The organism is Streptomyces sp. NPDC054883 (genome assembly GCF_053610645.1).
This window is the reverse complement of record NZ_JBSGYT010000003.1, coordinates 135635-162440: the sequence shown is the minus strand read 5'-3', so window position 1 is coordinate 162440 and position 26806 is coordinate 135635. Positions and strand designations below refer to the sequence as shown.

Below are 26806 nucleotides of genomic sequence, written 5' to 3'. Positions count from 1 at the left end.
GCGATCCTCGGAGGAACAGCAATGGGTGACCTGAAGCAGCACAGCCTCATCAAGGCCCAGGAACGGCTCCGTGACCAGGTCGGTCACGCCCTCCGAGCAGCCCTGATCGCGGGTGAACTGCGCCCCGGGAGCGTCTACTCGGCCCCCGGCCTGGCGGCCGAACTCGGCGTGTCGGCCACCCCGGTGCGCGAGGCCATGCTCGACCTCGCCCGCGAGGGGCTGGTCGAGCCCGTCCGCAACAAGGGTTTCCGGATCACCGAGGTCAGCGAGCGGGATCTGGACCAGTACACAGAACTGCGCACGATGATCGAGGTGCCGACCATCGGCCGGATCACCGAACTCGCGACCCCGGAGCAGCTGGAGGCCCTGCGTCCCGTCGCGGAGGAGATCGTCAGCAGCGCCCGCGAGCACAATCTGATCGGCTACCTGGAGGCGGACCGCCGCTTCCACCTCAGCCTGTTGGCGCTCTCGGGGAACGACCGGCTCGTGGAGACGGTGGGCGACCTGCGCAAGCGCTCCCGGCTCTACGGCCTGACCGGCCTGGACGAGGCCGGCAAGCTGGTCTCCTCGGCGGAGGAGCACATCGAGCTGCTCGACCTGATGATCAGCGGCGACGCCGCGGCGGCCGAGGCCTGCATGGTCCGCCACCTCGGGCACGTCCGCTCCTTGTGGGCGCAGGGCCGCGACGAGCCGGTCGGCCGCCCGTCCGGCGGTCTGGGATCCGGCGTCTGATGTCCCCAACTCCCTAGCGGCAGGCCCTTTTTGGGCACGGCTGGATAACGGGGGCGCCAACCTCTTGTCAGTACAATTTCACATTACTATGTTACCGGTCACATCAGCGCGGCCCTTCACTGGAGTGACCATGACCAAGCGCACCCGACTCGCCCTCGCCACAGCCCTGGTGGCCGCCCTCGCACTCGGTGCCTCGGGCTGCTCCGACACCAGGAAGGGCTCGGCCGGCGGCTCGGGTGCCGCCAATCCCGCCGCCGCCAACGACGGCAAGACCCTCGGCGGGACCCCGGTCAAGGGCGGCACCCTCACGGTCCTGTCCAACCAGGACTTCGCCCACCTCGACCCCGCGCGCAACTGGGTCATGCCGACGATGGACTTCGGCACCCGGCTCCTCTACCGCACGCTCGTCACCTTCAAGGCCGAGCCCGGCAAGGCCGGCAGCGAACTCGTCCCCGACCTCGCCACCGACCTCGGCACCCCCTCCGACGGCGGCAAGACGTGGACCTTCACGCTCAAGGAGGGCGTGAAGTACGAGGACGGCTCGCCCGTCAGGGCCCAGGACATCAAGTACAACGTCGAGCGCTCCTTCGCCCCCGACCTCACCGGCGGCCCCGACTACGCCGCCCAGTACCTCGCGGGCACCGAGGGGTACAAGGGCCCGCTCGAAGGGCAGCACCTCGACTCCGTCAAGACCCCCGACGACCGCACGATCGTCTTCGAACTCAGGCGGCCCGTCGCGGAGTTCTCCGCCACCGCCACCCTGCCCACCTTCGCGCCCGTCCCCCAGTCCCAGGAGAAGGGCACCCAGTACGACGCCCGTCCGTTCTCCTCCGGCCCGTACAAGATCGAGTCGTACGACCGGGACAAGAAGCTCGTCCTGGTCCGCAACGAGCACTGGGACGCCAAGACCGACACCGTCCGCAAGGCCTACCCGGACAAGTTCGTGGTCGTCATGGGCCTCAAGGGCGGCCAGATCGACGACCGGATCATCGCTGGCGCGGGCGTGGACGCCTCCGCGATCGAGTACGCCGACATGCGCCCGGAAAGCGCCCCGAAGGTGCTGCCCAAGCCGGACGTCAAGGCCCGTCTGCTCGCCGAGTCCCAGGGCTGTACCGAGATGCTCCACCTGAACAACTCCCGTGCCCCCTTCAACGACCCGAAGGTCCGCGAGGCCATGCAGTACGCCGTCGACAAGGAATCGGTGATCACCGCGGGCGGCGGCCCGGCCCTCAACGAGGTCGCCACCGCCTACCTCCCCCCGGCCCTCACCGGCGGCAAGCAGGCCGACACCCTCAAGATCGCCCCGACCGGCGACCCGGCCAAGGCCAAGGAACTGCTCGCCGCGGCCGGCAAGGACAAGCTGAAGGTGTCGCTCGCCGTGTCCACCGGCGACAAGGGCAAGGCCGAGGCCATCCAGCAGGGCCTGGCCCGCGTCGGCATCGAGGTCGTCATCGACACCGTCGACCCGGGCGCCTACTACGACGTCATCGGCGACCTGTCCACCACCCCCGACATGACCCTCGCCGGCTGGTGCCCCGACTACCCCTCCGGTTCCACCTGGATGCCCTTCGTCTTCGACGGACGCACCATCAAGGAGAAGGGCAACCAGGGCAACTACAGCCAGTTCCGCGACGAGGCGACCATGAAGCGGATCGACGGGATCAACGCCATGTCCGACGCCAAGCAGGCCGCCCGGGCCTGGGCCGACCTCGACGCGGAGGTCATGAAGAAGTCCCCCTCGGTGCCGGTCCTGCTGGAGCGCAAGCCGCTGCTGGTCGGCCCCAACATCGCCGGCGCCTTCGGCCACCCCGTGTGGACCGGCACCATCGACTACGCCACGGTCGGCCTCAAGGACCCCTCGAAGAGCCAGGGCTGAGAGACCGCGAGGGCCCCGAACCCATGACCACCACCACCGCTCCGGCGGCGGGCGCACCGGTCAAGGAGGTCCCCCCGGGCAGCAGCCCCTGGCAGCTCGCCCGGCGGGAACTCCGCCGCCGCCCCGCCGTCCGCGTCAGCCTCTGCGTCGTCCTCCTCTTCGTCCTGATGGCCGTCACCGCCCCCTGGCTGGGCACGCTCGGCGGCTGGGCCCCGGACGAGTTCGACAAGACCGCCATCGACCCCTACCTCGGCGGGCAGCCGCTCGGCCCCCTCGGCGGGATCGGCCCCGCCCACTGGCTCGGCGTCGAACCCGTCACCGGCCGCGACCTCTTCTCCCGCGTCGTGAACGGCGCCCAGGTCTCCCTCCTGATCGCCTTCGCCGCCACCGCGATCGTCGTGGTCACCGGCACGGCGGCCGGAACAGCAGCCGGCTACTTCGGCGGGCGCACCGACGCGGTGCTCTCCCGCCTGATGGACCTGACCATGTCCTTCCCGTCGCTCATCTTCATGATCGCGATGCTCTCGGTGGCCAAGGACGTCAACCGCATCGTGCTCATGACGGCCGTGATCGGCCTCTTCGGCTGGCCCGGCGTCGCCCGCGTCGTGCGCGGCCAGACCCTCTCCCTCAAACACCGCGAATACGTCGACGCCGCCCGCGTCGGCGGCTCCGGGGCCTGGCGGATCCTGACCCGCGACATCCTCCCCGGCGTCTCGGGCCCGGTCATCGCCTACACCACCCTGCTGGTCCCCGGCATGATCAGCACCGAGGCCGCCCTCAGCTACCTCGGCGTCGGCGTCCGCCCGCCCACCCCGTCCTGGGGCCAGATGATCGCCGAGTCGGTGGCCTACTACGAGACCGACCCCATGTACTTCGTCATCCCGAGCGTCTTCCTGTTCCTGGCCGTACTCGCCTTCACCCTCCTGGGCGACGCGCTGCGCGACATCCTCGACCCGAGGGGCGGCCGGACGTGATCCTCTACCTGGTCCGCCGGCTGGTCGCCCTCGCCGGAGTGCTGCTCGCCATCGCCGCCGTCACCTTCCTCATCTTCTACGTCCTGCCCTCCGACCCCGCCGCGGCCGCCTGCGGCAAGACCTGCAGCCCCGAACGGCTGGCCGACGTGCGGGAGTACCTCGGGCTCGACCTGCCCCTGTGGCGGCAGTTCCTCGACTTCCTGAGCGGGATCTTCACCGGCCGCACCCTGGGCAGCGGCCAGTACGCCGTCCAGTGCGACTTCCCCTGCCTCGGCTACTCGTACGAGAACTCCCTGCCCGTCTGGGACCTGCTCATGGACCGGCTGCCGGTCTCCGCGTCCCTCGCCCTCGGCGCCGCGGCGCTGTGGCTGCTGCTCGGCCTCGGCGCCGGGGTCACCGCCGCCCTGCGCAAGGACACCGCCACCGACAAGGCCTTGATGGTCGGCGCCGTCGCCGCGGCCTCGCTGCCCGTCTACTTCACCTCCGTGATGCTGATCTACGGGGTCATCCGCATCGCCGGGCTGCTGCCCTACCCCGCATACCAGTCCTTCGGCGACGACCCCCTCGGCTGGGCTTCGAACCTGCTGCTGCCCTGGACCGCGCTCGCCCTGCTGTACGCCGCCATGTACGCCCGCCAGAGCCGCGGTTCCATGATCGAGGCGATGGCCGAGCCGTACATCCGTACCGCGCGCGCCAAGGGCATGCCCGAACGCACCGTCGTGGTCAAGCACGGCCTGCGCTCCGGGATGACCCCGATCCTCACCATCTTCGGCATGGACCTCGGCGGGCTCCTCGCCGGCGCGGTCATCACCGAGTCCATCTTCGGCCTCCCGGGCATCGGAAGGCTCTTCTACGGGGCGCTCGTCAGCTCCGACCAGCCGGTGGTGCTCGGCGTCACGCTGCTCGCCGCGTTCTTCATCGTCGTCGCCAACCTCGCCGTCGACCTCCTGTACGCCGTCATCGACCCGAGGGTGAGGTACTGATGGCCGCTCTCCTTGAAGTACGCGACCTGCACGTCACGTTCAGCACCCCGCGCGGTACCGTCCGCGCCGTCGACTCGCTCGGGTTCACCGTCGAGGCCGGGCGCACCCTCGGCATCGTCGGGGAGTCCGGCTCCGGCAAGTCCGTCACCTCGCTCGCCGTCATGGGCCTGCACCGGGGGGCCGAGATCGGCGGGTCCGTGGCCCTCGACGGGCGGGAACTCACCGGCCTGTCCGAGCGGGAACTGTCCCGGCTGCGCGGCCGCAAGATGGCAATGATCTTCCAGGATCCGCTGTCCAGCCTGCACCCCTACTACACCGTCGGCGAGCAGATCGCCGAGCACTTCCGGGTGCACTTCAAAGCAGGCCGCGCCGCAGCCCGCAAGCGGGCCGTGGACATGCTCGGCGAGGTCGGCATCCCCGAACCCGCCCGCCGCGCGGGCGAGTACCCGCACCAGTTCTCCGGGGGCATGCGGCAGCGGGCGATGATCGCCATGGCGCTGGCCTGCGAACCGGACCTGCTGATCGCCGACGAGCCGACCACCGCACTCGACGTCACCGTGCAGGCCCAGATCCTGGAGCTGATCGCCCGCCTCCAGCAGGACCGCGGACTCGGTGTCGTACTGATCACCCACGACCTGGGGGTGGTGGCCCGGGTCGCCCACGAGGTGCTGGTCATGTACGGCGGCCGGGCCGCGGAACAGGCCCACGTCGACCAGCTGTTCGCCGAACCCGCCCACCCCTACACCCGGGGGCTGCTGGACTCCCTGCCCCGGCTCGACGACGCCGACGACGCGCCCCTGCGGGCCATCCCCGGCTCCCCGCCGTCCTTGCTGACCCCCGCCCCGGGATGTGCCTTCGCGCCGCGCTGCCCCAAGGCGGCCGCGCGCTGCACCGGCGAACGCCCGGAGCTCGAACCGTACGGGGAAGGACCCGCGCGCGCCGTCGCCTGCCACTTCGCCGGAGCCGGCGCCCCCGCCGAGGTGACCCGATGACCGCCACACCGCGACCGCTGCTCGCCGTACGCGACCTGACCATGACCTTCCCCGGCCGGCGGTCGGTGACCGGGCGCCGGGGGGCGCCCGTGCGCGCCGTCGACGGGGTCTCGTTCGACCTGGGCGAGGGGGAGACCCTCGGGCTGGTCGGGGAGTCGGGCTGCGGGAAGTCCACGACGGGCCGGATGCTGGTGCGGTTGCTGGAACCGACCGCGGGCAGCGTCGAGTTCGACGGCCGGGACATCAGCCGGCTGTCCCAGAGCGCCCTGCGGCCGCTGCGCAAGCACATCCAGATGGTGTTCCAGGACCCGCACTCCTCCCTCAACCCGCGCCAGACGGTGGCCCGGATCATCTGCGACCCGCTGCTGGTCCAGGGCTGGACGGCGGGGGACGCCCGCCGCCGGGCCGCGGAACTGATGGAACTGGTCGGGCTGATCCCCGAGCACATCGACCGCTATCCGCACGAGTTCTCCGGCGGCCAGGCGCAGCGCATCGGTATCGCCCGCTCGCTCGCCACCAGCCCCCGGCTGGTCATCGCCGACGAACCGGTCTCCGCCCTCGACGTCTCCGTACAGGCCCAGATCGTCAATCTGATGGAGCGGCTGCGCGGCGAACTGGGCCTGGCCTACGTGTTCATCGCCCACGACCTGTCGGTGGTCAAGCGGGTCAGCGACCGGGTGGCCGTGATGTACCTGGGCCGCATCGTGGAGACCGGCGAGAAGCACCTGTTGTACGACGACCCCCAGCACCCGTACACCCGGGCCCTGCTGTCTGCCGTCCCACTGCCCGATCCGGCGGCGGAGCGCCGGCGCGAGCGGATCGTCCTGCTCGGCGACCCGCCGAGCCCGGCCGCGCCACCGCCCGGCTGCACCTTCCACCCGCGCTGCCCCAAGGCGCAGGAGGTCTGCCGGACCGAACGCCCGCTGCTGCGGATCGCCGCCTCCCGCGAGGTGGCCTGCCACTTCCCGGGGGACTGACGGGGACCCCGGGAGAAGAAGGGGCCCCGGAGCCGACCCGATCGGCTCCGGGGCCCCTCACCCGTCACAGGCCCAGTTCACTCCGGAAGAAGTCCAGTTCCTGGAGCATGACCTTCTCCCGCGTGCCGTTCGGCGTCATGTGCGTGACGCCCGGCAGCGCCAGCAGCCGGTGCGGGCGGCCCGCGTCCGTCAGGGCCCGCGACAGGCGCAGGGTGTGGGACGGGTGGACGTTGTCGTCGGCCAGACCCGTGACGAGCAGCAGGGGCCGGGTCAGCCGGGGCGCGTCCGGGATCAGCGAGTCCCGCTCGTACACCTCGGGGTGCTCCTGGGGGAGACCCAGGTAGCGCTCGGTGTACGCGGTGTCGTAGTGCCGGAAGTCGGTCGGCGCGGCTCCCGCGGCGGCCGCGTGGAAGAGGTCCGGGCGGCGCAGTACGGCGAGGGCCGCGAGGTAGCCGCCGTACGACCAGCCGCGCACCCCGACCCGGGTGAGGTCGAGGTCCCGGTGGCGGGCGCCGAGCGCCTGGAGGGCGGCGGCCTGGTCCTCCAGGGTGACGTCCGAGAAGCCCCGGTACATGGCATGGGTGTGGTCCGGTGAGACGTACGGGGTACCCCGGTTGTCGATGGTGACCACCGCGAAGCCCTGGTCGGCCCACCACTGGCGGTGCTGCCACCGGCGCGGTTCCGCGGAGACGTCCTGGAAGCCGGGTCCGCCGTAGCCGTCCACCAGAACCGGCAGCCGGGTGCCCGGGACGTGCCCGCGCGGGAGCACCAGCGCGGTGGGGACGCGGTGCTCGGTGACCCGCTGCAGCACCGGGACCACCCGGTGGGGCAGCGGTTCGGCCAGGTCGGCGGGGCTGAACTCGCGCCCGGCGGCGGTGCGTACGGTCCGGCGTATCCCGTCGGCGTCCGCGCTGGTCAGCAGTAGCGCCCCGGACGAAGCGAGCACGCCGTGCACCCCCGGACCGTCGGCGAGCGCGGTCAGCCCACCGGAGTCGGGATCGATGAGGAACACCTGCTGCTCGGCGGGGTCGCGCTGCCCGGCCTCGACCAGCAGCCGGCCCTCGTACGACCCGGCCACCCGGCGGACTTGGATCCCGTCGCCGGTCAGGAGCTCGCCGTCGACGGCGAGGGCGCGCGCGGCCCCGCCCGGGGTGTCGGCGGCGGTGAGCATCCGCCCGTCGGGCAGCCGGGCCGGGGTCCCGGGCAGGGGGTCGACCCACTGGGGGTGCGTCGTGCGGGACAGCTCGCGGGTCGCGCCGGTCACCGGGTCGGCGCCGAGCAGCAGCACCGTGCGCTGGAGCCGGTCCTGGACGGTCAGCAGGATCTCCGCGGGCGACTCCCACCCGGCGTCCGAGACGTACGGGTAGGTCTCCGCGTCCCAGTCGAGCCGTACCCGCTCCCCGCCCGGCCCGAGCACCCACAGCTGGACGTCCGCGTTGGGCCCGCCCGCCTGCGGGTAAGCGAAGTCCTCCACCGGGAGCTCCGGGTGCGCCGGGTCGCCGATCCAGCGCCGTTGCAGGGCGGACTCGTCGACCCGGGCGGCCAGCAGGGTCCGCCCGTCCGGGGACCACCAGTGCCCGCGGTCCCGGTCGAGCTCCTCGGCGGCCGCGAACTCGGCGACGCCCCAGCGCGCCCCGTCGTCGGGGCTGACGCGGCCGCCGGGCACGGTGTGGAGGGCGTCGGCGGTGACGTACGCGACCCGGCTGCCGTCCGCGTTCGGGCGCGGGTCGAACGCCGGTCCGGCCGCGCGGAGTTCAGCGGGCGGTGCGGCTCCGTCGCAGCTGACCTCGTACAGCCGCCCGTGGAGCGCGAACACGGCGCGGAGACCGTCGCCGGAGAGGGCGTACGAGCCGATGCCGTCGGCGACGAGCCGGATCCGCTCCCGCAGCCGGCGTTCGGCGGTGGGGAGGGCACCGGGCGGCAGCTGCCGGGGGTCGGCGAGCCGGGTCTCGGTGCCCGTCGCGGTGTCGAGGACCCAGAGGGCGTCGACCGGGTCGGTGGGTCCTGTCGAGCGCAGGAACCAGAGCAGCCGCCCGTCGTCGCCGAAGCGGAAGGCGCGCGGGGTCCCGTACGTGAACCGGCCGGTGGCGGCGGAGAGTCGGAGGAAGTCGTCCATGATCCCAGTCTGCCATGTGAAATATCACACGGTATAGCGCTTTTCTGTTAGGCCATTCGAGTGGTGGGCCCCTGGTGGCAGGTTTAGCGTCGGAGGGGTGGACGGGAACACATTGCCGACCAGCACGGGGACCGACGGCAAGGTCCGGGAAAGCGGCGGGAACCGGCTCGCCCTGTTCGTCATCGCCAGTTGCCAGCTCATGGTGGTCCTCGACATCACCATCGTGAACATCGCGCTGCCGCACATCCAGACCGCCCTGGGGTTCTCCACGGAGAGCCTGTCGTGGGTCGTCAGCGCCTACACCCTCACCTTCGGCGGCCTGTTGCTCCTCGGCGGCCGCACGGGCGACATCCTCGGCCGCAAACGGGTCTTCATCTTCGGCGTGCTGCTCTTCGGCCTCGCCTCCCTGCTCGGCGGACTCGCCCAGAGCGAAGGGCAGTTGCTGGGGGCCCGCGCACTCCAGGGGATCGGCGGCGCCATCGCCTCCCCGACCGCTCTGGCACTGATCACCACGACCTTCCGCGAAGGACCGGCCCGCAACCGGGCCTTCGGCGTGTTCGCCGCCGTCTCGGCGGGTGGCGGCGCGATCGGACTGCTGGCCGGCGGTGTCCTCGTCGAATGGCTCGACTGGCGCTGGGTGTTCTTCGTCAACGTCCCGATCGCGCTGGCCATCGCCCTGACGGCCGTCAAGGTCATCCGGGAGTCCGAGCGCCACCCGGGGCACTTCGACTTCGCGGGCGCGCTGCTGTGCACCACCGGCATGGTCGCCCTCGTCTACGGATTCATCCGCGCGTCCCAGGAAGGCTGGCGCGACAGCCTGACCCTCGGCTCGTTCGGCGTCGCCGTGGTCCTGCTGACCCTCTTCATCATCAACGAACGGCGTTCGGCGCAGCCGATCACACCCCTGCACATGTTCGCCGACCGCAACCGGGCCGGGACCTACGGCATCATGCTCTTCCTCGCCTGCGCGATGTTCGGCATGTTCTTCTTCCTGACCCTGTTCGTACAGAACGTGCTGGGATTCAGCCCGCTGCGCGCCGGCCTCGCGTTCCTGCCGATCAGCGTGGTCATCGGGATGGGCGCGGGCCTCGCCTCCCAGCTCCTGCCGAAGTTCGGGCCCAAACCCTTCATGGTGGGCGGCGCGCTCTGCACGGCGGCCGGACTGGCCTGGCTGACGCAGACCGACGTCGACTCGACGTACCTCGGCAGCATCCTGGGCCCGATGCTCATCTTCGGCATCGGCATGGGCATGCAGTTCGTCTCGCTGACCCTGATGGCCCTGTCCAACGTCCCCGACCGGGAGTCGGGAGCGGCGTCCGGACTGCTCAACACCACGCAGCAGGTGGGCGGGTCGCTCGGCCTGTCGATCCTGGTCACCGTCTTCGGCACCGCCAGCCGGAACGAGGCCCACACCCAGGTCCCGGCCTTCCTGGCCACCGCCGACCCGGGGCAGCGCGCCCTCTTCCTGCGCACCGGCCGGCTCCCGGACCCCTGGGGCGACCAGGTGCTGGCCTCCGGCGTGAGCGCGGCGTTCATCGTCGGGGCCGCGTTCGCCCTGATCGCCGCGGTGATCGCCCTGCTGGTCATCCAGGTCCGCCCCTCGGACCTGGCCCGCCTCCAGGGCAACCACACCCCGACGGCGGCCGTTTAGGACTCCCGCGCCCGTCGGCGCAGCCGGCAGCGGGCCGGGCCGTCCGCGCGCAGGGTGATGCCGACGCCGACCGGGACCTCCTGGTCCACGGCCTCGAACTCGTACTCCCGGAGCAGCACCGCGAGCGCGATCACCGACTCCAGCATGGAGAAGTGCTGCCCGATGCAGGCGCGCGGTCCGCCACCGAAGGGGAACCAGGCGTAACGCGGGCGGGCGGCCTCGGCCTCGGGGGTGAACCGCTCCGGGTCGAAGCGGTCGGCGTCGGGCCAGTAGGCCGGGTGGCGGTGCGTGACCCACGGCGCGAGGATCACGTTGGCGCCGGCCGGGACGGTGAGTCCGCCGACCCGGCTCGCGGCGACGGCGCGGCGGCCGATCACCGGCGCCGCGGGGTAGAGGCGCATCGCCTCCTTGAGCACCTGCGTGAGGTACGGCAGCCGGTCGAGGTCGGCGGCCTCGGGCGCGCGGCCGCCGAGCACCCGGGAGATCTCTTCGTGCGCCCGCTCCTGGTGCTCGGGGTGGCGGGCCAGCAAGTGCAGGGTGAAGGCCAGCGAGGTGGCCGTCGTCTCATGGCCGGCGAGCAGGAAGATCAGTACCTGGTCGCGCAGTTCGGTGGCGTCGAAGGCGGCGTCGTCCGCGCTCTGCGCGGCGGCGAGCAGCGTCAGCAGGTCGTCACCGTCCTTGCCGTCCCGGCCGGCCGGTGCGGCCCGCCGCTCGGCGATGATCCGGTCGCAGACCGCGTACAGCTCCTGCATCGCGGCGGCCGCCCGCCGGTTGCCGGGCGTGGGCCAGCCGCGCGGGATGTTGGCGGGGGAGTAGCCGCGCCGCAGCACGTACTCCGTGATGACCGGGAAGGACCGGTCGATGACGTCGACGGTGGCGTCCACATCGGTGCCGAACAGGATCCGGGCCACCGCGCGCAGGGCGAGGTGCATCATCTCGGCGGAGACGTCGACCATCCCGTCGGCCGCCTCCGCCCAGGCGTCGAGCGTCGCCCGGGTCTCGGCCACGACGGCGTCGGCGTAGCCGTCGACGCGGCGGCGGGTGAACAGCGGCTGGACCAGCCGGCGCTGGCGCAGGTACTCCTCGTCCTGACTGGTCAGCAGGCCGTTGCCGAGGGACTCCCGGATCTCCTGGTAGAAGGGGTTGTCCTTGCGGAAGTTGGCCGATTCCGATGCCAGGACCTGTTGCGCGCCCTCCGCGGAGAAGACGCAGTACAGCTCGGTGCGCAACCCGGGCGGCCCGGCGCTGACGCGCACGACGTCACCGTGCCGCTGCTGGGCGCGCAGGTAGGTGCCGAGCGAATCCGAGGTCAGGTCGAAGAGCGACCCCAGCAACGGCGCCCCGGCCAGTACCGGAACCTCCGTACCCGCGCGTGTTCCCGTCGTACCGTCCACTGCCATGGCCGCCCCCTCGACGCCGTCCCGAACCCCCGATTCTGCCGCTTCCCCCGACCCCGGTCCGCCCCAATATGGCCGAATCCCGACGCTGCCCGGTGGCCCGCCGTGGACGGCCGCGAGAACGCGGCGGCTTCCGTCGGGCGGGGCCCGCCCGTGGAGTGGGTGCGGATCTGGGACAGGTCCCGTCCACCGTCCCAGATCCACAGCGCGCTCAGATGTCGCGGAAGATCTCGATCTGGGCGCCGACCGAGTTGAGGCGTTCCGCAAGTTCCTCGTAGCCGCGGTTGATGACGTAGACGTTGCGCAGGACCGAGGTGCCCTCGGCCGCCATCATCGCCAGGAGGACGACCACCGCCGGGCGGAGGGCGGGCGGGCACATCATCTCCGCCGCGCGCCAGCGGGTCGGGCCCTCGACCAGGACCCGGTGGGGGTCCAGGAGCTGGAGCCGGCCGCCGAGGCGGTTGAGGTCGGTCAGGTAGATGGCCCGGTTGTCGTACACCCAGTCGTGGATCAGGGTCTGGCCCTGGGCGACGGCGGCGATGGCCGCGAAGAACGGGACGTTGTCGATGTTCAGCCCGGGGAACGGCATCGGGTGGATCTTGTCGATCGGCGCTTCGAGCTTCGACGGGCGGACCGTCAGGTCGACCAGGCGGGTGCGGCCGTTGTCGGCGGTGTACTCCGCCGAGCGGTCGTGGTCGAGGCCCATCTCCTCCAGGACCGCGAGCTCGATCTCCATGAACTCGATCGGCACCCGGCGGATGGTCAGTTCGGACTCGGTGACCACGGCCGCGGCCAGCAGGCTCATCGCCTCGACCGGGTCCTCGGAGGGCGAGTAGTCCACGTCGACGTCGATGTTCGGAACGCCGTGGACGGTGAGGGTGGTCGTGCCGATGCCCTCCACCTTGACGCCCAGGGTCTCCAGGAAGAAGCAGAGGTCCTGGACCATGTAGTTGGAGGAGGCGTTGCGGATGACGGAGACGCCGTCGTGCCGGGCGGCGGCCAGCAGCGCGTTCTCGGTGACCGTGTCCCCGCGCTCGGTCAGGACGATCGGGCGGTCCGGGCTGACCCCGGCGGCGACCTGGGCGTGGTAGATGCCCTCGGTGGCGGTGATCTCCAGGCCGAAGCGGCGCAGGGCGATCATGTGGGGCTCGATGGTGCGGGTGCCGAGGTCGCAGCCGCCGGCGTAGGGCAGCCGGAACTGGTCCATGCGGTGCAGCAGCGGGCCCAGGAACATGATGATGCTGCGGGTGCGGCGGGCCGCGTCCGCGTCCATGGCGTCCATGTCGAGGCGGGCCGGAGGGACGATCTCCAGGTCCACGCCGTCGTTGATCCAGCGGGTGCGCACCCCGATGGAGTTCAGGACTTCGAGGAGGCGGTAGACCTCTTCGATGCGGGCGACCCGCCTGAGCACCGTACGGCCCTTGTTGAGCAGCGAGGCGCACAGCAGCGCGACGCACGCGTTCTTGCTCGTCTTGACGTCGATGGCACCGGAGAGGCGGCGGCCGCCGACGACCCGCAGGTGCATGGGTCCGGCGTAGCCCAGCGAGACGATTTCGCTGTCGAGAGCTTCGCCGATTCGGGCGATCATCTCAAGGCTGATGTTCTGGTTGCCGCGTTCGATCCGGTTGACGGCGCTCTGGCTGGTGCCGAGCGCTTCGGCAAGCTGACTCTGTGTCCAGCCCCGGTGCTGACGGGCGTCACGGATGAGCTTGCCGATGCGTACGAGGTAGTCGTCTGCCATGGGTGCACCGTATCTCAGATATGAGATGGGGGCCGAACGGGGTGTGGCGGACGGGTGTTACCCACCGTGGCCGGGGGCCCGGCCGGCTGACCCCGAGTCAGCCGACCGGGCCCGGGTCGCGGGCCCGTTCAGTGCCCGCAGGCGTGGTGCCGGCCGCCGTGCACCGCCGCGTACGAGGCCGGCCGCGGGGCCGACCGGGCGCGCTGCGCGCGGGCGGTGGCCGCCCGGCCCGTCGCCGACTCCGCGTCGTGCACCACGCGCCCGCCGACCAGGGTCATTCGTACGCCGGTGTCGCTTATGTCGGCCACCGGGCAGCGGGTCACGTCCCGGTCCAGCAGTACGAGGTCGGCCGCCTTGCCGGCCTCCACCGTGCCCGTCAGCTCCTCCTGGCGCAACTGCCAGGCCGTGCCCGAGGTGTGCATCCGCAGTACCGAGTCCCGGCTCAGCCCCTCCAGCTCCCGGTACAGCTCACCCTCGCCGAACGCGCCCTGCCGGTCGATCGCCGTCCGCAGCTGGTTCCACACCTGGAGGACGTCCACCGGCCAGTCCGAGCCGCCGGTCAGCCGCGCCCCCGCCCTCTCGATGCTCCGTGCCGGATACATCCAACGGTGGCGGCGGGGGCCGATGTAGGGCAGCAGCGCCTCCATCGTCCAGGTGTCGCGCGAGGCCCACTGGAGCTGCATGCAGACGGCCACGCCGAGCCGGGCGAAACGGGGCAGATCGGCCGGATCGACTATCTGGAGGTGTGCGATCGCGTTGCGCGCGTCCCGATGCCCCGTCACCCGCTTGGCGTACTCGTACCCGTCCAAAGCGGTACGGACCGCCCGGTCGCCCAGGCCGTGGGCGTGCATCTGCCAGCCCGCCGCGTTGAACGCCGCGGCGAGCCGGCCGTAGTCCGCCGCCGACGTGTACAGCTCGCCCCGGTTGCCGGTCGGCCCGCCCGCTCCGTCCAGGTACGGCTCCAGCAGTGCGGCCGTCTGCGCCGGGTACTCGATGACCCCGTCCAGGAACACCTTGATCATCCCGAACCGGAGCCCCCGGACGCCTTCGAACTCCCGCCGCAGCCCGCGCGCGTACGCCAGCGAGGCCGCCGGGTCCTTGGCCTGCGCGGCGTCCAGCCGGATGGCGGGCACGATCCGCTGCGGCAGCTTCCCCGCCGCCGACAGGGCCCGGTACAGCTCCAGCTCGTGCCGGCCGGCCAGGGCGTCCATCATGGTCGTGACCCCGGACGCCGCCGCGAGTTCCAGCACCTTCGCGCAGGCCGCCACCAGTTCGGCCGCGGACGGCTCCGGGAGGTGCCGCTTCACCAGCTCCTGCGCGTCGTCCTTGAGCACGCCCGTCGGCTGCCCGTCGTTCCCCTTGACCACCTTGCCGCCGACCGGGTCCGGGGTGGCCGCGGTGATCCCGGCGATGTCCAGGGCCCGCTGGTTCGCCCACAGGTTGTGCCCGTCGCCGCCGACCAGGACGACGGGGCGCCGCGTGGGCAGCGCGTCCAGCACCGCGTGGTGCGGGGCGGTCCCCGCGGGCAGCAGCCCGACCGGGTTCCAGTCCTCCACCACCAGCCAGCCGCCGGGCTCGGCGCCCGGCCCGCCGGTGTCGGCGAGGAAACCGGTCAGCAGGGCGGTGAGCTCCGCCACGGTGGTCTCCGCGCTCGCCAGCGACGGGCGCAGCGACCGCTCCCCGGCGCCCAGCGGGTGGACGTGCCCGTCGTGGATCCCGCTCATCACGGTGTTGCCGCGGGCGTCGACCACCTCGGTGTCCCGCCCGGCGTGCCGGCGTACGGACGCACTCGTACCGGTGGCCAGGATCCGGCCGTCCCGGCCCACCGCGACGGCGTCCGCGGGCGGGCCGCCGGCCCGGCCCGTGTACACCCGGGCGTTGTGGAACACCAGGGCGGCGGAGCCCCGGCCCCCGGAAGGCCCGGAGGCGGCGGCGGAGGCCGCGCCGGCGCCGAGCAGCGTCGCCGCCGAGGCGGCCCCGGCGGACGCGAGGAGCCCTCGGCGGGACAGGGGGGAAGGGGTCATGGCCACTCCAGACATCGGTACGGCGGTGTCGGTACGTGGCGTGGACATTGGGTGATTAACCCGTTAACCAGAAGCCGCCCCGAGCGACGGATTCCGCACCACGCCCCCGAGCGGAGCGCACCCCGCCGCCAGGGGGCCCGCCCGGCCGCACCCGTACGATGACCCCGTGCCCGGCCCCGGACCGACCATCGCCGACATCGCGCGCGCCGCGGAGGTCTCCACCGCGACCGTCTCGCACGCCCTCAACGGCACCGGCCGCCTCGCCGACGGCACCCGCCGCCGGGTCCGCGAGGTGGCGGCCGGCCTCGGCTACGGCTCCCGGCGCGGCCCCCGCACCCGCACCCTCGGGGTGGCGGTGACCACGTACGCGGGCTCCGCCTGGGACTTCGCGGGCATCGCCTACTTCTCCCGGCTGCTGACCTCGGCCACCTCCGCCGCGCACGCCCGCGGCTACGCCCTGACCACCCTGCCCGCAGACCGCGGCGGCGAGCCGCTGTGGCACACCCTCGCCGTCGACGGGATGCTGCTGCTGGACAGCCCGGCCGGGGACCCGGTGCTGCGGTCCCTGCGGGCCCGGGGCCTGCCGGTGGTCTTCGACGGCCGCCCGCCGGACCCGTGGCCGTCGGACATATGGGTGGACAACGACCACGCGAGCACCACGCGAGAGGTGCTCGACCACCTCGCGACCTCGGGAGCCCGCCGGATCGCGCTGCATTCCGGCTACGGCCGGGAGTTCTACACCGGGGCCGTCACATCCGCCTACGAACAGTGGTGCGCGCGGCGCGGCGCGGACCCGCTGGTGATCCCCTTCGATCCCGACGACCGTGCAGGTCACGCCTTCGACGGCGCCTTCGGGGCCGCCGCCCGGCCCGACGCCGTCTACTGCGTGTACGACCCGGGAGGCCGGCAGGCGCTGGCGGCCGCCGCGCGCCACGGCATCCGTACGCCCCACGACCTGCTGCTGGTCTGCGCCAGCGAGGATCCCGCGTACGCCGAGAACGAACCGCCCGTGACCACCGTCACCCTGGATCCGGAGCGGATCGCCGTCCGTGCGGTGTCCGCGCTGGTGGCGCTGGTCGAGTCCGGGGAAGCGGAACCGCCCGGCCAGCTGGCCGTGGCGGCAGGACTGCGGGTGCGTGCCTCGTCCCTTCCCCCGGACATGTACTAGAGTTATCTCGACATCGAGATATCTGCCGAAGGCGTACCGCAGCCGCCCCCGCTGGTAAGGGTTACCTAACTTAGCCTTACCTTAGCGGATTGGCCATGGGGCGTGGCGGCAGGATGCGGTTATACGCGCGAAATCATGCATGAAGGAGACTGTCGTGTCGGCGAACAGCTTCGACGCCCGCAGCACGCTGCAGGTGGGCGACGAGTCGTACGAGATCTTCCGGCTGGACAAGGTCGAGGGCGCGGCCCGCCTTCCCTACAGCCTGAAGGTGCTGCTGGAGAACCTGCTCCGTACCGAGGACGGCGCGAACATCACCGCCGACCACATCCGGTCCCTCGGCAACTGGGATTCGCAGGCGCAGCCCAGCGAGGAGATCCAGTTCACGCCGGCCCGCGTGATCATGCAGGACTTCACCGGCGTCCCCTGCGTCGTCGACCTCGCCACCATGCGCGAGGCCGTGAAGGCCCTCGGCGGCGACCCGTCGAAGATCAACCCGCTGGCCCCGGCCGAGCTGGTCATCGACCACTCGGTCATCGCTGACAAGTTCGGCACCAACGACGCGTTCGCCCAGAACGTGGAGCTGGAGTACGGCCGCAACAAGGAGCGCTACCAGTTCCTGCGCTGGGGCCAGACCGCCTTCGACGAGTTCAAGGTCGTCCCCCCGGGCACCGGCATCGTCCACCAGGTCAACATCGAGCACCTGGCCCGCACGGTCATGGTCCGCAACGGCCAGGCCTACCCCGACACCCTCGTCGGCACCGACTCGCACACCACCATGGTCAACGGCCTGGGCGTGCTGGGCTGGGGCGTCGGCGGCATCGAGGCCGAGGCCGCGATGCTCGGCCAGCCGGTCTCCATGCTGATCCCGCGCGTCGTGGGCTTCAAGCTGACCGGCGAGCTGCCGGCCGGCACCACCGCCACCGACCTCGTGCTGACCATCACCGAGATGCTGCGCAAGCACGGCGTCGTCGGCAAGTTCGTCGAGTTCTACGGTGAGGGCGTCGCCGCCACCTCCCTCGCGAACCGCGCCACCATCGGCAACATGTCGCCGGAGTTCGGCTCGACCGCCGCGATCTTCCCGATCGACGACGAGACGCTGAAGTACCTGCGCCTGACCGGCCGCGACGCCCAGCAGGTCGCGCTGGTCGAGGCGTACGCCAAGGAGCAGGGCCTGTGGCTGGACCCGGCCGCCGAGCCGGACTTCTCCGAGAAGCTGGAGCTCGACCTCTCCACGGTCGTCCCCTCCATCGCCGGCCCGAAGCGCCCGCAGGACCGCATCGTCCTCGCGAACGCCGCCGAGCAGTTCGCCGTCGACGTGCGCAACTACGTCAGCGACGACGAGGAGGCCGGCAAGGAGTCCTTCCCGGCGTCCGACGCCCCGGCCTCCGCCAACGGCATCCCGACCAAGCCGACCCTGGTCACGCTGGCCGACGGCACCTCGTTCGAGATCGACCACGGCGCCGTCACCGTCGCCGCGATCACCTCCTGCACCAACACCTCGAACCCCTACGTCATGGTCGCCGCGGCGCTCGTGGCGAAGAAGGCGGCCGAGAAGGGCCTGACCCGCAAGCCGTGGGTCAAGACCACCCTGGCCCCGGGCTCGAAGGTCGTCACCGACTACTTCGACAAGGCCGGCCTGACCCCGTACCTGGACAAGCTGGGCTTCAACCTGGTCGGCTACGGCTGCACCACCTGCATCGGCAACTCGGGTCCGCTGGACGAGGAGATCTCGAAGGCGATCAACGAGGCCGACCTCGCGGTCACCTCGGTGCTCTCGGGCAACCGCAACTTCGAGGGCCGGATCAACCCCGACGTCAAGATGAACTACCTGGCCTCCCCGCCGCTGGTCGTCGCGTACGCCATCGCGGGCTCCATGAAGGTGGACATCACCAAGGACGCCATCGGCATCGACACCGAGGGCAAGCCGGTCTACCTCCAGGACATCTGGCCCTCCGAGGCCGAGGTCAACGACGTCGTGGCGAACGCCATCGGCGAGGACATGTTCAACAAGTCCTACCGGGACGTCTTCGCGGGCGACGCCCAGTGGCAGGCGCTGTCCATCCCGACCGGCAACACGTTCGAGTGGGACCCGCAGTCCACCTACGTGCGCAAGCCCCCCTACTTCGAGGGCATGACGATGGAGACCACCCCGGTCTCCGACATCGCCGGCGCCCGGGTGCTGGCGAAGCTGGGCGACTCGGTCACCACCGACCACATCTCCCCGGCCGGTGCGATCAAGGCCGACACCCCGGCCGGCAAGTACCTCACGGAGCACGGCGTCGAGCGCCGCGACTTCAACAGCTACGGTTCCCGCCGCGGCAACCACGAGGTCATGATCCGCGGTACGTTCGCCAACATCCGCCTGCGCAACCAGATCGCGCCGGGCACCGAGGGCGGCTTCACCCGCGACTTCACCCAGGACGGCGCGCCGGTCGCGTTCATCTACGACGCCTCGCAGAACTACCAGGCCGCCGGCATCCCGCTGGTCATCCTGGCGGGCAAGGAGTACGGCTCGGGCTCGTCCCGCGACTGGGCGGCCAAGGGCACCGCGCTGCTCGGCGTCAAGGCCGTCATCGCCGAGTCCTACGAGCGCATCCACCGCTCGAACCTGATCGGCATGGGCGTGCTCCCGCTCCAGTTCCCCGAGGGCGCCTCGGCGGCCGCGCTGGGCCTCACCGGCGAGGAGACCTTCTCCTTCACCGGTGTGGAGGAGCTGAACAACGGCACCACCCCGCGCACGGTCAAGGTGACCACCGACACCGGTGTGGAGTTCGACGCGGTCGTGCGCATCGACACGCCCGGTGAGGCGGACTACTACCGCAACGGCGGCATCATGCAGTACGTGCTCCGCAACCTGATCCGCGGCTAGTCACGCGGACGCCGAGCGGCACCCGAGGGCCGTATCCCCGAAAGGGGGTACGGCCCTTCCGCTTTTTCGGACCGTCGGGTATCGGCCAGCCAGGTGACGGTGAGGTCTCAACTCGGAAAAGCCGGGGCAGATACTTGTGCACGATCTTGCTCACCCGAGCGGAAGTGGACTATACCTGTGGCCGTCCGGGCCGCCGCGAGACGTGCGGCCCCGGACGGGGGGACGGTGGGGACCTGCGGCGATGCCGCGGGCACGGCAGCCGCCGTGGTGTTCCTTCCTCCTTCACACTCCTGACGAAGGCGAGGACTTGAGCATGGGATCCACCTCCGCCCACGGCGAGCACAGCACCGGTGAGGGCCTCGGCCGCCGGGACCTGATCAAGCGCTCCGCGGCACTCGGCCTGATCGCCGTCCCGACGATGAGCTTCCTTTCCGCCTGCGCCTCCGGCGGCGACACGACGACGAACGGCCCCGCGAAGGGAGCCGTCTCCAAGGAGAACCCCTTCGGCGTGGCCAAGGGCGGCAAGATGGACGTCGTCGTCTTCAAGGGCGGGTTCGGCGACGACTACGCCAAGGCGTGGGAAGCCGCCTTCGACAAGAAGTGGGGCACCACCAGCTCCCACCTGGGCACCCAGGAGATCACCGGGAAGCTCCAGCCGCGCTTCAACGGCGGCAACCCGCCGGACGTCATCGACGACTCGGGTGCCCAGCAGATCAAGGTCGACGTCCTCGCCAAGGGCGGCCAGCTCGCCGACCTCACCCAGGTCCTCGACGCGCCCTCCCTGGACGACCCGGCCAGGAAGGTCCGGGACATGCTGATCCCCGGCACCGTCGAACAGGGTACCCAGGGCGGCAAGTTCGTCGCCCTCTACTACGTCTACACCGTGTTCGGGTTCTGGTACTCCGGCAAGCTCTTCAAGGAGAAGGGCTGGACCGAGCCCAAGACCTGGGACGAGTTCCTGGCCGTCTGCACGAAGGCCAAGGAGGCCGGCCTCGGCGGCCTCGCCCACCAGGGCAAGTACCCGTACTACATCAACGTCGTCATCATGGACCTGATCGCCAAGAAGGGCGGCCTGGACGCGATGAAGGCGATCGACAACCTCGAACCGAACGCCTTCGAGGGCAACCCCGCCGCCCTAGCGGCGGTCGAGGCGGTGTACGAGGTCGTGGAGAAGGGCCTGCTGATGCCGGGCACCAACGGCCTCACCCACACGGAATCCCAGACCGCCTGGAACCAGTACAAGGCCGCCTTCATCCCCTCCGGCTCCTGGCTGGAGAACGAGCAGCTCAAGCAGACCCCGGAGGACTTCGACATGAAGTTCCTGCCGGTCCCGCTGCTGGCCGACAGCAAGCTGCCCTTCGAGGCCATCCGGGCGGGGGCGGGGGAACCCTTCATCGTCCCGGAGAAGGCCGCCAACAAGGCCGGCGGACTCGAATTCCTGCGCTCGATGCTGTCACGCGAATGGTCGACCACCTTCGCCCAGCAGGCCAACTCCCTCACCGTCGTCAAGGACGGGGTGGACCCCGGCGTCAAGCTGCGGCCGGGCACCGCGTCGGCGGTGGCGGCGGTCAAGGCGGCCGGGACCAACACCTTCAACTACCTGTACCCCGACTGGTACAGCGAAATGGACACCGAGATCCAGAACGCGTCCAATGAGCTGATGGCCCAGCGGATCCAGCCCAAGGAATGGATCAAGCGGGCCCAGGCTGCGGTAGACAAGGCTGCCAAGGACCCGAACGCGAAGAACAACCGCCGCAGCTGACGTCACCGGACGGGACGGACACCATGAGCCACGTTGCCCGCAGCAGAGGACGGGGCGGTTTCATCACCGGCTTCCTGATCCTGCCGCTCGCGCTGTACCTGACCTTCGTCATCTGGCCCTACATCCAGACGTTCGGCTACTCCTTCACCAACTGGTCGGGGCAGTCCCCGACGTTCGGATTCGTCGGCCTGGACAACTACGCGGCGCTGATGAAGGACGAGGTCTTCCGCGGCGCCCTGTGGCACAACCTGCTGCTCCTGGTGTTCGTCCCGGTGATCACCATCCTGCTCGCCCTGTTCTTCGCCTTCATGGTGAACGCGGGCGGCCGCAGCGGCGCCGGCGGGGTGCGGGGCGTACGAGGGTCGGGCGTCTACAAGATCGTCTACTTCTTCCCGCAGGTCCTCTCCCTGGCCATCCTCGCCGTGCTCTTCGGCGCCGTGTACCGCAGCGACGCGGGCGGCCTGCTCAACGGCTTCCTGACCAAACTCGGGTTCGTCGACCCGACCCGCCCCGTCGAATGGCTCAACGAGCCGAACCTGGTGCTCTGGTGCCTGCTCCTGGTGGTCGTCTGGCACGGCGTCGGCTTCTACCTGGTGCTCTTCTCCGCCGCGATGCAGTCCATCCCGAAGGACATCTACGAGGCCGCGCTGCTGGACGGCGCCGGACGCGCCCAGACCTTCTTCAAGGTCACCCTGCCCCTGCTGTGGGACTCGGTGCAGACCTCCGCCGTCTACCTGGGCATCGCCGCGATGGACATGTTCGTCCTGGTGTCCACCATGACCTCGGGCCAGTTCGGCGGCGGCCCGGACCACCACAGCGAGGTCATGGCCACGGTGCTGATGCGCAACTTCCTCTACTTCGGCAAGAGCGGATACGCCTGTGCCATGGGCGTGGTCATGCTCGTCCTGACCATGATCCTTTCCATCGTCACGCTGCGCGCCACCCGCCGCGAGCGCATCGAGTTCTGAGCGGGAGACACCCATGACCACAGTGATCAAGGCTCCCGGAGAGGCCGCCGCCGAGCGGCCCGGCGGCGCCGGCCGCGCCGGCCGCGCCAAGGAGCGCGGCACCGGCCGCTCCGACGGCACGGTGCTCAACGTCTTCTCGCACGGGTTCCTGGCCGTCTGGGCGATACTGATCGTCCTGCCCCTGATCTGGCTCGCGCTCGGCTCCTTCAAGACCGACTCGCAGATCGGTGGCTCGGCCCTGAGCTGGCCCTCCCACTGGCACCTCGACGCCTTCTCCCGCGCCTGGGACAAGGGCATCGGCGACTACTTCGCCCACACGCTGATCGTGCTGGTGTTCTCGGTCCCGCTGACCATGCTGCTCGGTTCGATGGCGGCGTACGTACTGGCCCGCTACCCCTTCCCGGGCAACCGGGTCGTCTACTACTTCTTCGTCAGCGGGGCGATGTTCCCCGTCTTCCTGGCGCTCGTCCCGCTGTTCTTCATGGTCAAGCGCCTGGACATGCTCAACACGTACCAGGGCCTGATCCTCGTCTACGTGGCGTACTCGATGCCGTTCACCGTCTTCTTCATGCACTCGTTCTTCCGGACGCTGCCCACCGCCGTCCACGAGGCGGCGGTGATCGACGGGGCCTCCGACACCCGGATCTTCTTCCAGGTGATGCTGCCGATGGCCAAGCCGGGCCTGATCAGCGTCGGGATATTCAATGTCCTGGGCCAGTGGAACCAGTACATCCTGCCCTCCGTGCTGATGCAGCCCCAGAGCGGATCTGACCCAGAGCGCTACCTGCTCACCCAGGGCCTGATCCAGCTCCAGTACCAGATGGGCTACGAGACGGACCTGCCCGTGCTGTTCGCCGGCGTGACCATCGCGATGATCCCGATGCTGGTGGTCTACCTCTCCTTCCAGCGCCAGATCCAGGCCGGCCTGACCTCCGCCACCCTCAAGTAGCACCGCCCGCACGATGTAGCCGGACTTGTTTCACTCCATACGCCCTTTAGTGACCGATTCGTGCTGCGTCAGCCTCTTGACGTCTGACGGGCCAAAGGCTCGACTTAAGGTTCACAAGTTGGAGAGACGCCGGTGTCTCGGAGCACTCAGCCCTGATGGCCGGCCGGGGGGCGACGGCCGGCCGTCGCTTATGGGCAGGAGTGGATGAGTCGTGCAGACTCCCGGATCGCAGTCGTCGCTGCATCGCGCGAACCTCGAACGCGTCGTGCGGGCCGTCCGGCTCGCGGGTTCACTGACGCAGGCGGAGATCGCCCGCGCCACCGGACTGTCGGCGGCCACGGTCTCCAACATCGTCCGCGAGCTGAAGGAGGGCGGGACCGTCGAGGTCACCGACACCTCGGCGGGCGGCCGGCGCGCCCGCAGCGTCTCGCTCAGCGGGGACGCCGGCATCGTGATCGGCGTCGACTTCGGCCACACCCACCTGCGGGTGGCGGTGGGCAACCTCGCCCACCAGGTGCTCGCCGAGGACTCCGAGCCGCTGGACGTGGACGCCTCCTGGACCGAGGGCTTCGACCGCGCGGAAGCGCTGGTCGGACGGCTGATCGAAGGCGTGGGCGTGAGCCGCGACAAGGTCATCGGCGTCGGCCTCGGCGTCCCCGGCCCCATCGACGTGGAGTCCGGCACCCTCGGCTCCACCGCGATCCTGCCGGGCTGGGCCGGGATCAACCCCCGCCAGGAGCTGTCCGGCCGGTTGGGCGTACCCGTGTACGTGGACAACGACGCCAACCTCGGCGCGCTCGGCGAGCTGGTCTGGGGGAGCGGCCGGGGGGTCAAGGACCTCGCCTACATCAAGGTCGCGAGCGGTGTCGGCGCCGGCCTGGTGATCAACGGCCAGATCTACCGCGGACCCGGCGGCACGGCGGGCGAGATCGGGCACATCACCCTCGACGAATCGGGCCCGGTCTGCCGCTGCGGCAATCGCGGCTGCCTGGAGACCTTCGCCGCCGCCCGCTACGTCCTGCCCCTCCTGCAGAGCAGCCACGGCGCGGAGTTGACGATGGAGCGGGTGGTCGAGCTGGCCCGCGAGGGCGACCCCGGCTGCCGCCGGGTCATCACCGACGTCGGCCGGCACATCGGCAGCGGCGTGGCCAGCCTGTGCAACCTGCTGAACCCCAGCCGGGTGGTGCTCGGCGGCTCGCTCGCGGAAGCCGGTGAACTCGTCCTGGCCCCCATCCGTGAATCAGTGGGGAGGTACGCGATCCCCAGCGCGGCCCGGCAACTCTCGGTGCTCACCGGCTCCCTGGGCGGCCGCGCGGAAGTACTCGGCGCACTGGCTCTCGTACTGAGCGAGATGGGCGATTCGACGCTTTTGGCGGAAAATGGAATCGGAGTACGGGCTCCCGCCCTGATGTCTTCAGTTAGATAACGGATGGCACCGTTGTCATCTCGTTAAGGATTCACTCCTTGACGGCAAACTGTGGCCGGGGTTGACTCGCATCCACCTCGGCCGCACTGTCGCGGCCTCGTCAGGGAGGTTCAACCAATGAACACTCGTATGCGCAGAGCCGCTGTTGCCGTCGCCGCCGGCGCCATGGCCGTTTCCCTCGCCGCATGTGGGAGCGCGAAGGAGTCCGGCGACAAGACGAAGGAGTCCGGCGCCGCCAAGGGTGACGCGATCACCGTCGGCCTGCTCCTGCCGGAGAACCAGACGGCCCGTTACGAGAAGTTCGACAAGCCGCTCATCGAGAAGAAGGTCGCCGACCTCACCGGCGGCAAGGCCAAGGTCGTCTACGCCAACGCCAAGCAGGACGCGACCACGCAGAACTCGCAGGTCGACACGATGATCACCAACAAGGTGGACGTCCTGATCGTCGACGCGGTCGACGCCAAGGCCATCGCGGGCTCGGTCAAGAAGGCCAAGGACGCCGGCATCCCGGTCGTCGCCTACGACCGCCTCGCCGAGGGCCCGATCGACGCCTACACCTCCTTCGACAACGAAGAGGTCGGCAAGGTCCAGGGCAAGGCGCTGCTCGACGCGCTGGGCGACAAGGCCAAGGACGGCCAGATCGTCATGATGAACGGCTCCGTCACCGACCCGAACGCCGCCCTGTTCAAGAAGGGCGCGCACTCCGTCCTCGACGGCAAGGTGACCATCGGCAAGGAGTACGACACCAAGGAGTGGAAGCCGGAGAACGCCAACACCAACATGGCGGGCGCGCTCTCGGCGCTCGGCAAGGACAAGGTGGTCGGCGTCTACTCCGCCAACGACGGCATGGCCGGCGGCATCATCACCGCCCTGAAGGCGGCCGGCCTGTCCCCCCTGCCCCCGGTGACCGGCCAGGACGCGGAGCTCGCCGGTGTGCAGCGCATCGTCGCGGGTGAGCAGTTCATGAGCGTCTACAAGCCGTACGCGCCGGAGGCCTCGGCCGCCGCCGAGATGGCCGTGGCCCTCGCCAAGCACGAGAAGACCAGCGACATCGTCAACCAGAACGTCGACAGCCCGACCACCAAGGGCGTCCCGTCCGTGCTGATCCCGGTCGTCTCGCTCACCAAGAGCAACATCAAGGACACCGTCATCAAGGACGGCGTCTACACGGCCGACGAGATCTGCACCGACAAGTACGCGGCCGCCTGCGCCAGCCTCGGCCTGAAGTAAGGCCCCCGTCGCCCCGGACGGGGCGGCCCCCGCGCCTGTACGGCGCCCCGCCTCCTTTCCCCGCCATCCGCGGGGCGCCGTACAGAAACGTTTCCTCTGATTTCCCCCATAGCCCCATTCGCGTTCCTGCTCTTTTGCACGACATCCCCGCCGGTCAGGCGGCGAAGGAGATGGTTCATGTGTCCGCTGCGCCCGTGCTGGCGTTGCGAGGGGTCTCGAAGCGGTTCGGCGCCGTTCAGGCCCTGACCGACGTAGAACTCGAGATCCACTCCGGCGAGGTGGTCGCCCTCGTCGGTGACAACGGCGCCGGCAAGTCCACGCTGGTCAAGACGATCGCCGGCGTGCACCCGATCGATGACGGAGTCATCGAGTGGGAGGGCCGCCCGGTCTCCATCGGCAAGCCCCACGACGCCCAGAACCTGGGCATCGCGACGGTCTACCAGGACCTCGCGCTGTGCGACAACATCGACGTCGTCGGCAACCTCTTCCTCGGCCGCGAGCTCAAGCGCCGCGGCATCCTCGACGAGGTGGAGATGGAGCGCCGCGCCCGCGAGCTCCTGACCACCCTGTCCATCCGGATCCCCAGTGTCCGGATCCCCATCGCCTCGCTGTCCGGCGGTCAGCGCCAGACCGTGGCGATCGCCCGCTCCATGCTGGGCGAGCCCAAGCTCGTGATCCTCGACGAGCCCACGGCGGCCCTCGGCGTCGAGCAGACCGCCCAGGTCCTCGACCTGGTGGAGCGGCTGCGCGAGCGCGGTCACGCCGTCATCCTCATCAGCCACAACATGGCCGATGTGAAGGCCGTCGCCGACAAGGTGGCGGTCCTGCGGCTGGGCCGCAACAACGGCGTCTTCAGCGTCGCCGACACCTCGCAGGAAGAGATCATCTCCGCCATCACCGGGGCCACGGACAACGCCGTGACCCGCCGGGCGGCCCGTACCGGGGAGGCCCGCAAGTGAGCACCCAGAACC

At 70.6% G+C, this 26806-nt stretch carries 19 protein-coding genes; 15 read left to right on the top strand and 4 right to left on the bottom strand.

From position 1 onward, the window contains the following. Positions 1-21 precede the first annotated feature (21 nt). From ACWGH1_RS04335 to ACWGH1_RS04310, 6 genes are all read left to right on the top strand, one after another. Entirely contained in the window at positions 22-732 is a 711-nt protein-coding gene (locus ACWGH1_RS04335; protein ID WP_453352936.1) for a GntR family transcriptional regulator, read from the top strand. Between the two features lie 130 nt (positions 733-862). Continuing rightward, a complete protein-coding gene (locus ACWGH1_RS04330; protein WP_453352937.1) occupies positions 863-2608 on the top strand; it encodes an ABC transporter substrate-binding protein in 1746 nt (581 codons plus the stop codon). Positions 2609-2631: 23 nt separating this feature from the next. Then, positions 2632-3582 (top strand): ABC transporter permease, encoded by a 951-nt coding sequence (locus ACWGH1_RS04325; protein ID WP_453352938.1) that lies wholly within the window; start codon positions 2632-2634, stop codon positions 3580-3582. Continuing rightward, the gene (locus ACWGH1_RS04320) at positions 3579-4565 is read left to right on the top strand and encodes an ABC transporter permease (RefSeq protein WP_453352939.1); all 987 of its coding nucleotides are present in this window, start codon (positions 3579-3581) and stop codon (positions 4563-4565) included. Before ACWGH1_RS04325 ends, ACWGH1_RS04320 begins: the two co-directional genes overlap by 4 nt. Continuing rightward, entirely contained in the window at positions 4565-5557 is a 993-nt protein-coding gene (locus ACWGH1_RS04315) for an ABC transporter ATP-binding protein (RefSeq protein WP_453352940.1), read from the top strand. The genes ACWGH1_RS04320 and ACWGH1_RS04315 overlap by 1 nt, the downstream gene beginning before the upstream one ends. Next, the gene (locus ACWGH1_RS04310) at positions 5554-6534 is read left to right on the top strand and encodes an ABC transporter ATP-binding protein (protein ID WP_453408408.1); all 981 of its coding nucleotides are present in this window, start codon (positions 5554-5556) and stop codon (positions 6532-6534) included. The genes ACWGH1_RS04315 and ACWGH1_RS04310 overlap by 4 nt, the downstream gene beginning before the upstream one ends. Positions 6535-6598: 64 nt before the next feature. Here the strand turns inward: ACWGH1_RS04310 and ACWGH1_RS04305 are convergent, their stop codons facing one another. Further along, positions 6599-8650: an alpha/beta fold hydrolase gene (locus tag ACWGH1_RS04305; RefSeq protein WP_453355100.1), complete on the bottom strand. Its 2052-nt coding sequence runs from the start codon at positions 8648-8650 to the stop codon at positions 6599-6601. A 97-nt stretch (positions 8651-8747) separates the two neighbouring features. Here ACWGH1_RS04305 and ACWGH1_RS04300 point away from each other — a divergent pair, with 97 nt between their 5' ends. Further along, the gene (locus tag ACWGH1_RS04300) at positions 8748-10301 is read left to right on the top strand and encodes an MFS transporter (RefSeq protein ID WP_453355101.1); all 1554 of its coding nucleotides are present in this window, start codon (positions 8748-8750) and stop codon (positions 10299-10301) included. Here the strand turns inward: ACWGH1_RS04300 and ACWGH1_RS04295 are convergent. From ACWGH1_RS04295 to ACWGH1_RS04285, 3 genes are all read right to left on the bottom strand, one after another. Continuing rightward, positions 10298-11701, bottom strand: a complete 1404-nt coding sequence (locus ACWGH1_RS04295; RefSeq protein ID WP_453408407.1) for a cytochrome P450 — start codon at positions 11699-11701, stop codon at positions 10298-10300. The two genes, ACWGH1_RS04300 and ACWGH1_RS04295, sit on opposite strands and share 4 nt — an antisense overlap. Positions 11702-11909: 208 nt before the next feature. Beyond that, positions 11910-13439 carry a helix-turn-helix domain-containing protein gene (locus ACWGH1_RS04290; RefSeq protein ID WP_453355103.1) on the bottom strand — a complete coding sequence of 510 codons (1530 nt, stop codon included), beginning with the start codon at positions 13437-13439 and terminating at the stop codon, positions 11910-11912. A 128-nt stretch (positions 13440-13567) separates the two neighbouring features. Next, positions 13568-15463, bottom strand: coding sequence for an amidohydrolase (locus ACWGH1_RS04285; protein WP_453353293.1), 1896 nt, complete (start codon positions 15461-15463; stop codon positions 13568-13570). A gap of 166 nt (positions 15464-15629) precedes the next feature. On the opposite strand from ACWGH1_RS04285, the gene ACWGH1_RS04280 reads away from it, so the two are divergent. From ACWGH1_RS04280 to ACWGH1_RS04245, 8 genes are all read left to right on the top strand, one after another. Then, complete coding sequence (locus tag ACWGH1_RS04280) at positions 15630-16631, top strand: LacI family DNA-binding transcriptional regulator (RefSeq protein WP_453353292.1); 1002 nt, start codon at positions 15630-15632, stop codon at positions 16629-16631. Positions 16632-16785: 154 nt separating this feature from the next. Further along, entirely contained in the window at positions 16786-19500 is a 2715-nt protein-coding gene (gene acnA, locus ACWGH1_RS04275; RefSeq protein ID WP_453353291.1) for an aconitate hydratase AcnA, read from the top strand. Between the two features lie 313 nt (positions 19501-19813). Continuing rightward, positions 19814-21262, top strand: a complete 1449-nt coding sequence (gene ngcE / locus ACWGH1_RS04270; RefSeq protein WP_453353290.1) for an N-acetylglucosamine/diacetylchitobiose ABC transporter substrate-binding protein — start codon at positions 19814-19816, stop codon at positions 21260-21262. 23 nt (positions 21263-21285) lie between these two features. Beyond that, complete coding sequence (locus tag ACWGH1_RS04265) at positions 21286-22230, top strand: carbohydrate ABC transporter permease (RefSeq protein WP_453353289.1); 945 nt, start codon at positions 21286-21288, stop codon at positions 22228-22230. Between the two features lie 13 nt (positions 22231-22243). After that, entirely contained in the window at positions 22244-23179 is a 936-nt protein-coding gene (locus ACWGH1_RS04260) for a carbohydrate ABC transporter permease (protein WP_453353288.1), read from the top strand. Between the two features lie 211 nt (positions 23180-23390). Beyond that, entirely contained in the window at positions 23391-24605 is a 1215-nt protein-coding gene (locus tag ACWGH1_RS04255) for an ROK family transcriptional regulator (protein ID WP_453353287.1), read from the top strand. A gap of 117 nt (positions 24606-24722) precedes the next feature. Further along, the gene (locus tag ACWGH1_RS04250; protein WP_453353286.1) at positions 24723-25835 is read left to right on the top strand and encodes a sugar ABC transporter substrate-binding protein; all 1113 of its coding nucleotides are present in this window, start codon (positions 24723-24725) and stop codon (positions 25833-25835) included. A 170-nt stretch (positions 25836-26005) separates the two neighbouring features. Continuing rightward, positions 26006-26794 carry an ATP-binding cassette domain-containing protein gene (locus tag ACWGH1_RS04245; protein WP_053684862.1) on the top strand — a complete coding sequence of 263 codons (789 nt, stop codon included), beginning with the start codon at positions 26006-26008 and terminating at the stop codon, positions 26792-26794. Positions 26795-26806: the final 12 nt, after the last annotated feature.

Coding starts and splice junctions, on each gene's coding strand:
- ACWGH1_RS04335 (WP_453352936.1), top strand. CDS start 22: ATGGGTGACCTGAAGCAGCACAGCCTCATCAAGGCCCAGGAACGGCTC.
- ACWGH1_RS04330 (WP_453352937.1), top strand. CDS start 863: ATGACCAAGCGCACCCGACTCGCCCTCGCCACAGCCCTGGTGGCCGCC.
- ACWGH1_RS04325 (WP_453352938.1), top strand. CDS start 2,632: ATGACCACCACCACCGCTCCGGCGGCGGGCGCACCGGTCAAGGAGGTC.
- ACWGH1_RS04315 (WP_453352940.1), top strand. CDS start 4,565: ATGGCCGCTCTCCTTGAAGTACGCGACCTGCACGTCACGTTCAGCACC.
- ACWGH1_RS04310 (WP_453408408.1), top strand. CDS start 5,554: ATGACCGCCACACCGCGACCGCTGCTCGCCGTACGCGACCTGACCATG.
- ACWGH1_RS04305 (WP_453355100.1), bottom strand. CDS start 8,650: ATGGACGACTTCCTCCGACTCTCCGCCGCCACCGGCCGGTTCACGTAC.
- ACWGH1_RS04295 (WP_453408407.1), bottom strand. CDS start 11,701: ATGGCAGTGGACGGTACGACGGGAACACGCGCGGGTACGGAGGTTCCG.
- ACWGH1_RS04290 (WP_453355103.1), bottom strand. CDS start 13,439: ATGGCAGACGACTACCTCGTACGCATCGGCAAGCTCATCCGTGACGCC.
- ACWGH1_RS04285 (WP_453353293.1), bottom strand. CDS start 15,463: ATGACCCCTTCCCCCCTGTCCCGCCGAGGGCTCCTCGCGTCCGCCGGG.
- ngcE (WP_453353290.1), top strand. CDS start 19,814: ATGGGATCCACCTCCGCCCACGGCGAGCACAGCACCGGTGAGGGCCTC.
- ACWGH1_RS04265 (WP_453353289.1), top strand. CDS start 21,286: ATGAGCCACGTTGCCCGCAGCAGAGGACGGGGCGGTTTCATCACCGGC.
- ACWGH1_RS04260 (WP_453353288.1), top strand. CDS start 22,244: ATGACCACAGTGATCAAGGCTCCCGGAGAGGCCGCCGCCGAGCGGCCC.
- ACWGH1_RS04250 (WP_453353286.1), top strand. CDS start 24,723: ATGAACACTCGTATGCGCAGAGCCGCTGTTGCCGTCGCCGCCGGCGCC.
- ACWGH1_RS04245 (WP_053684862.1), top strand. CDS start 26,006: ATGGTTCATGTGTCCGCTGCGCCCGTGCTGGCGTTGCGAGGGGTCTCG.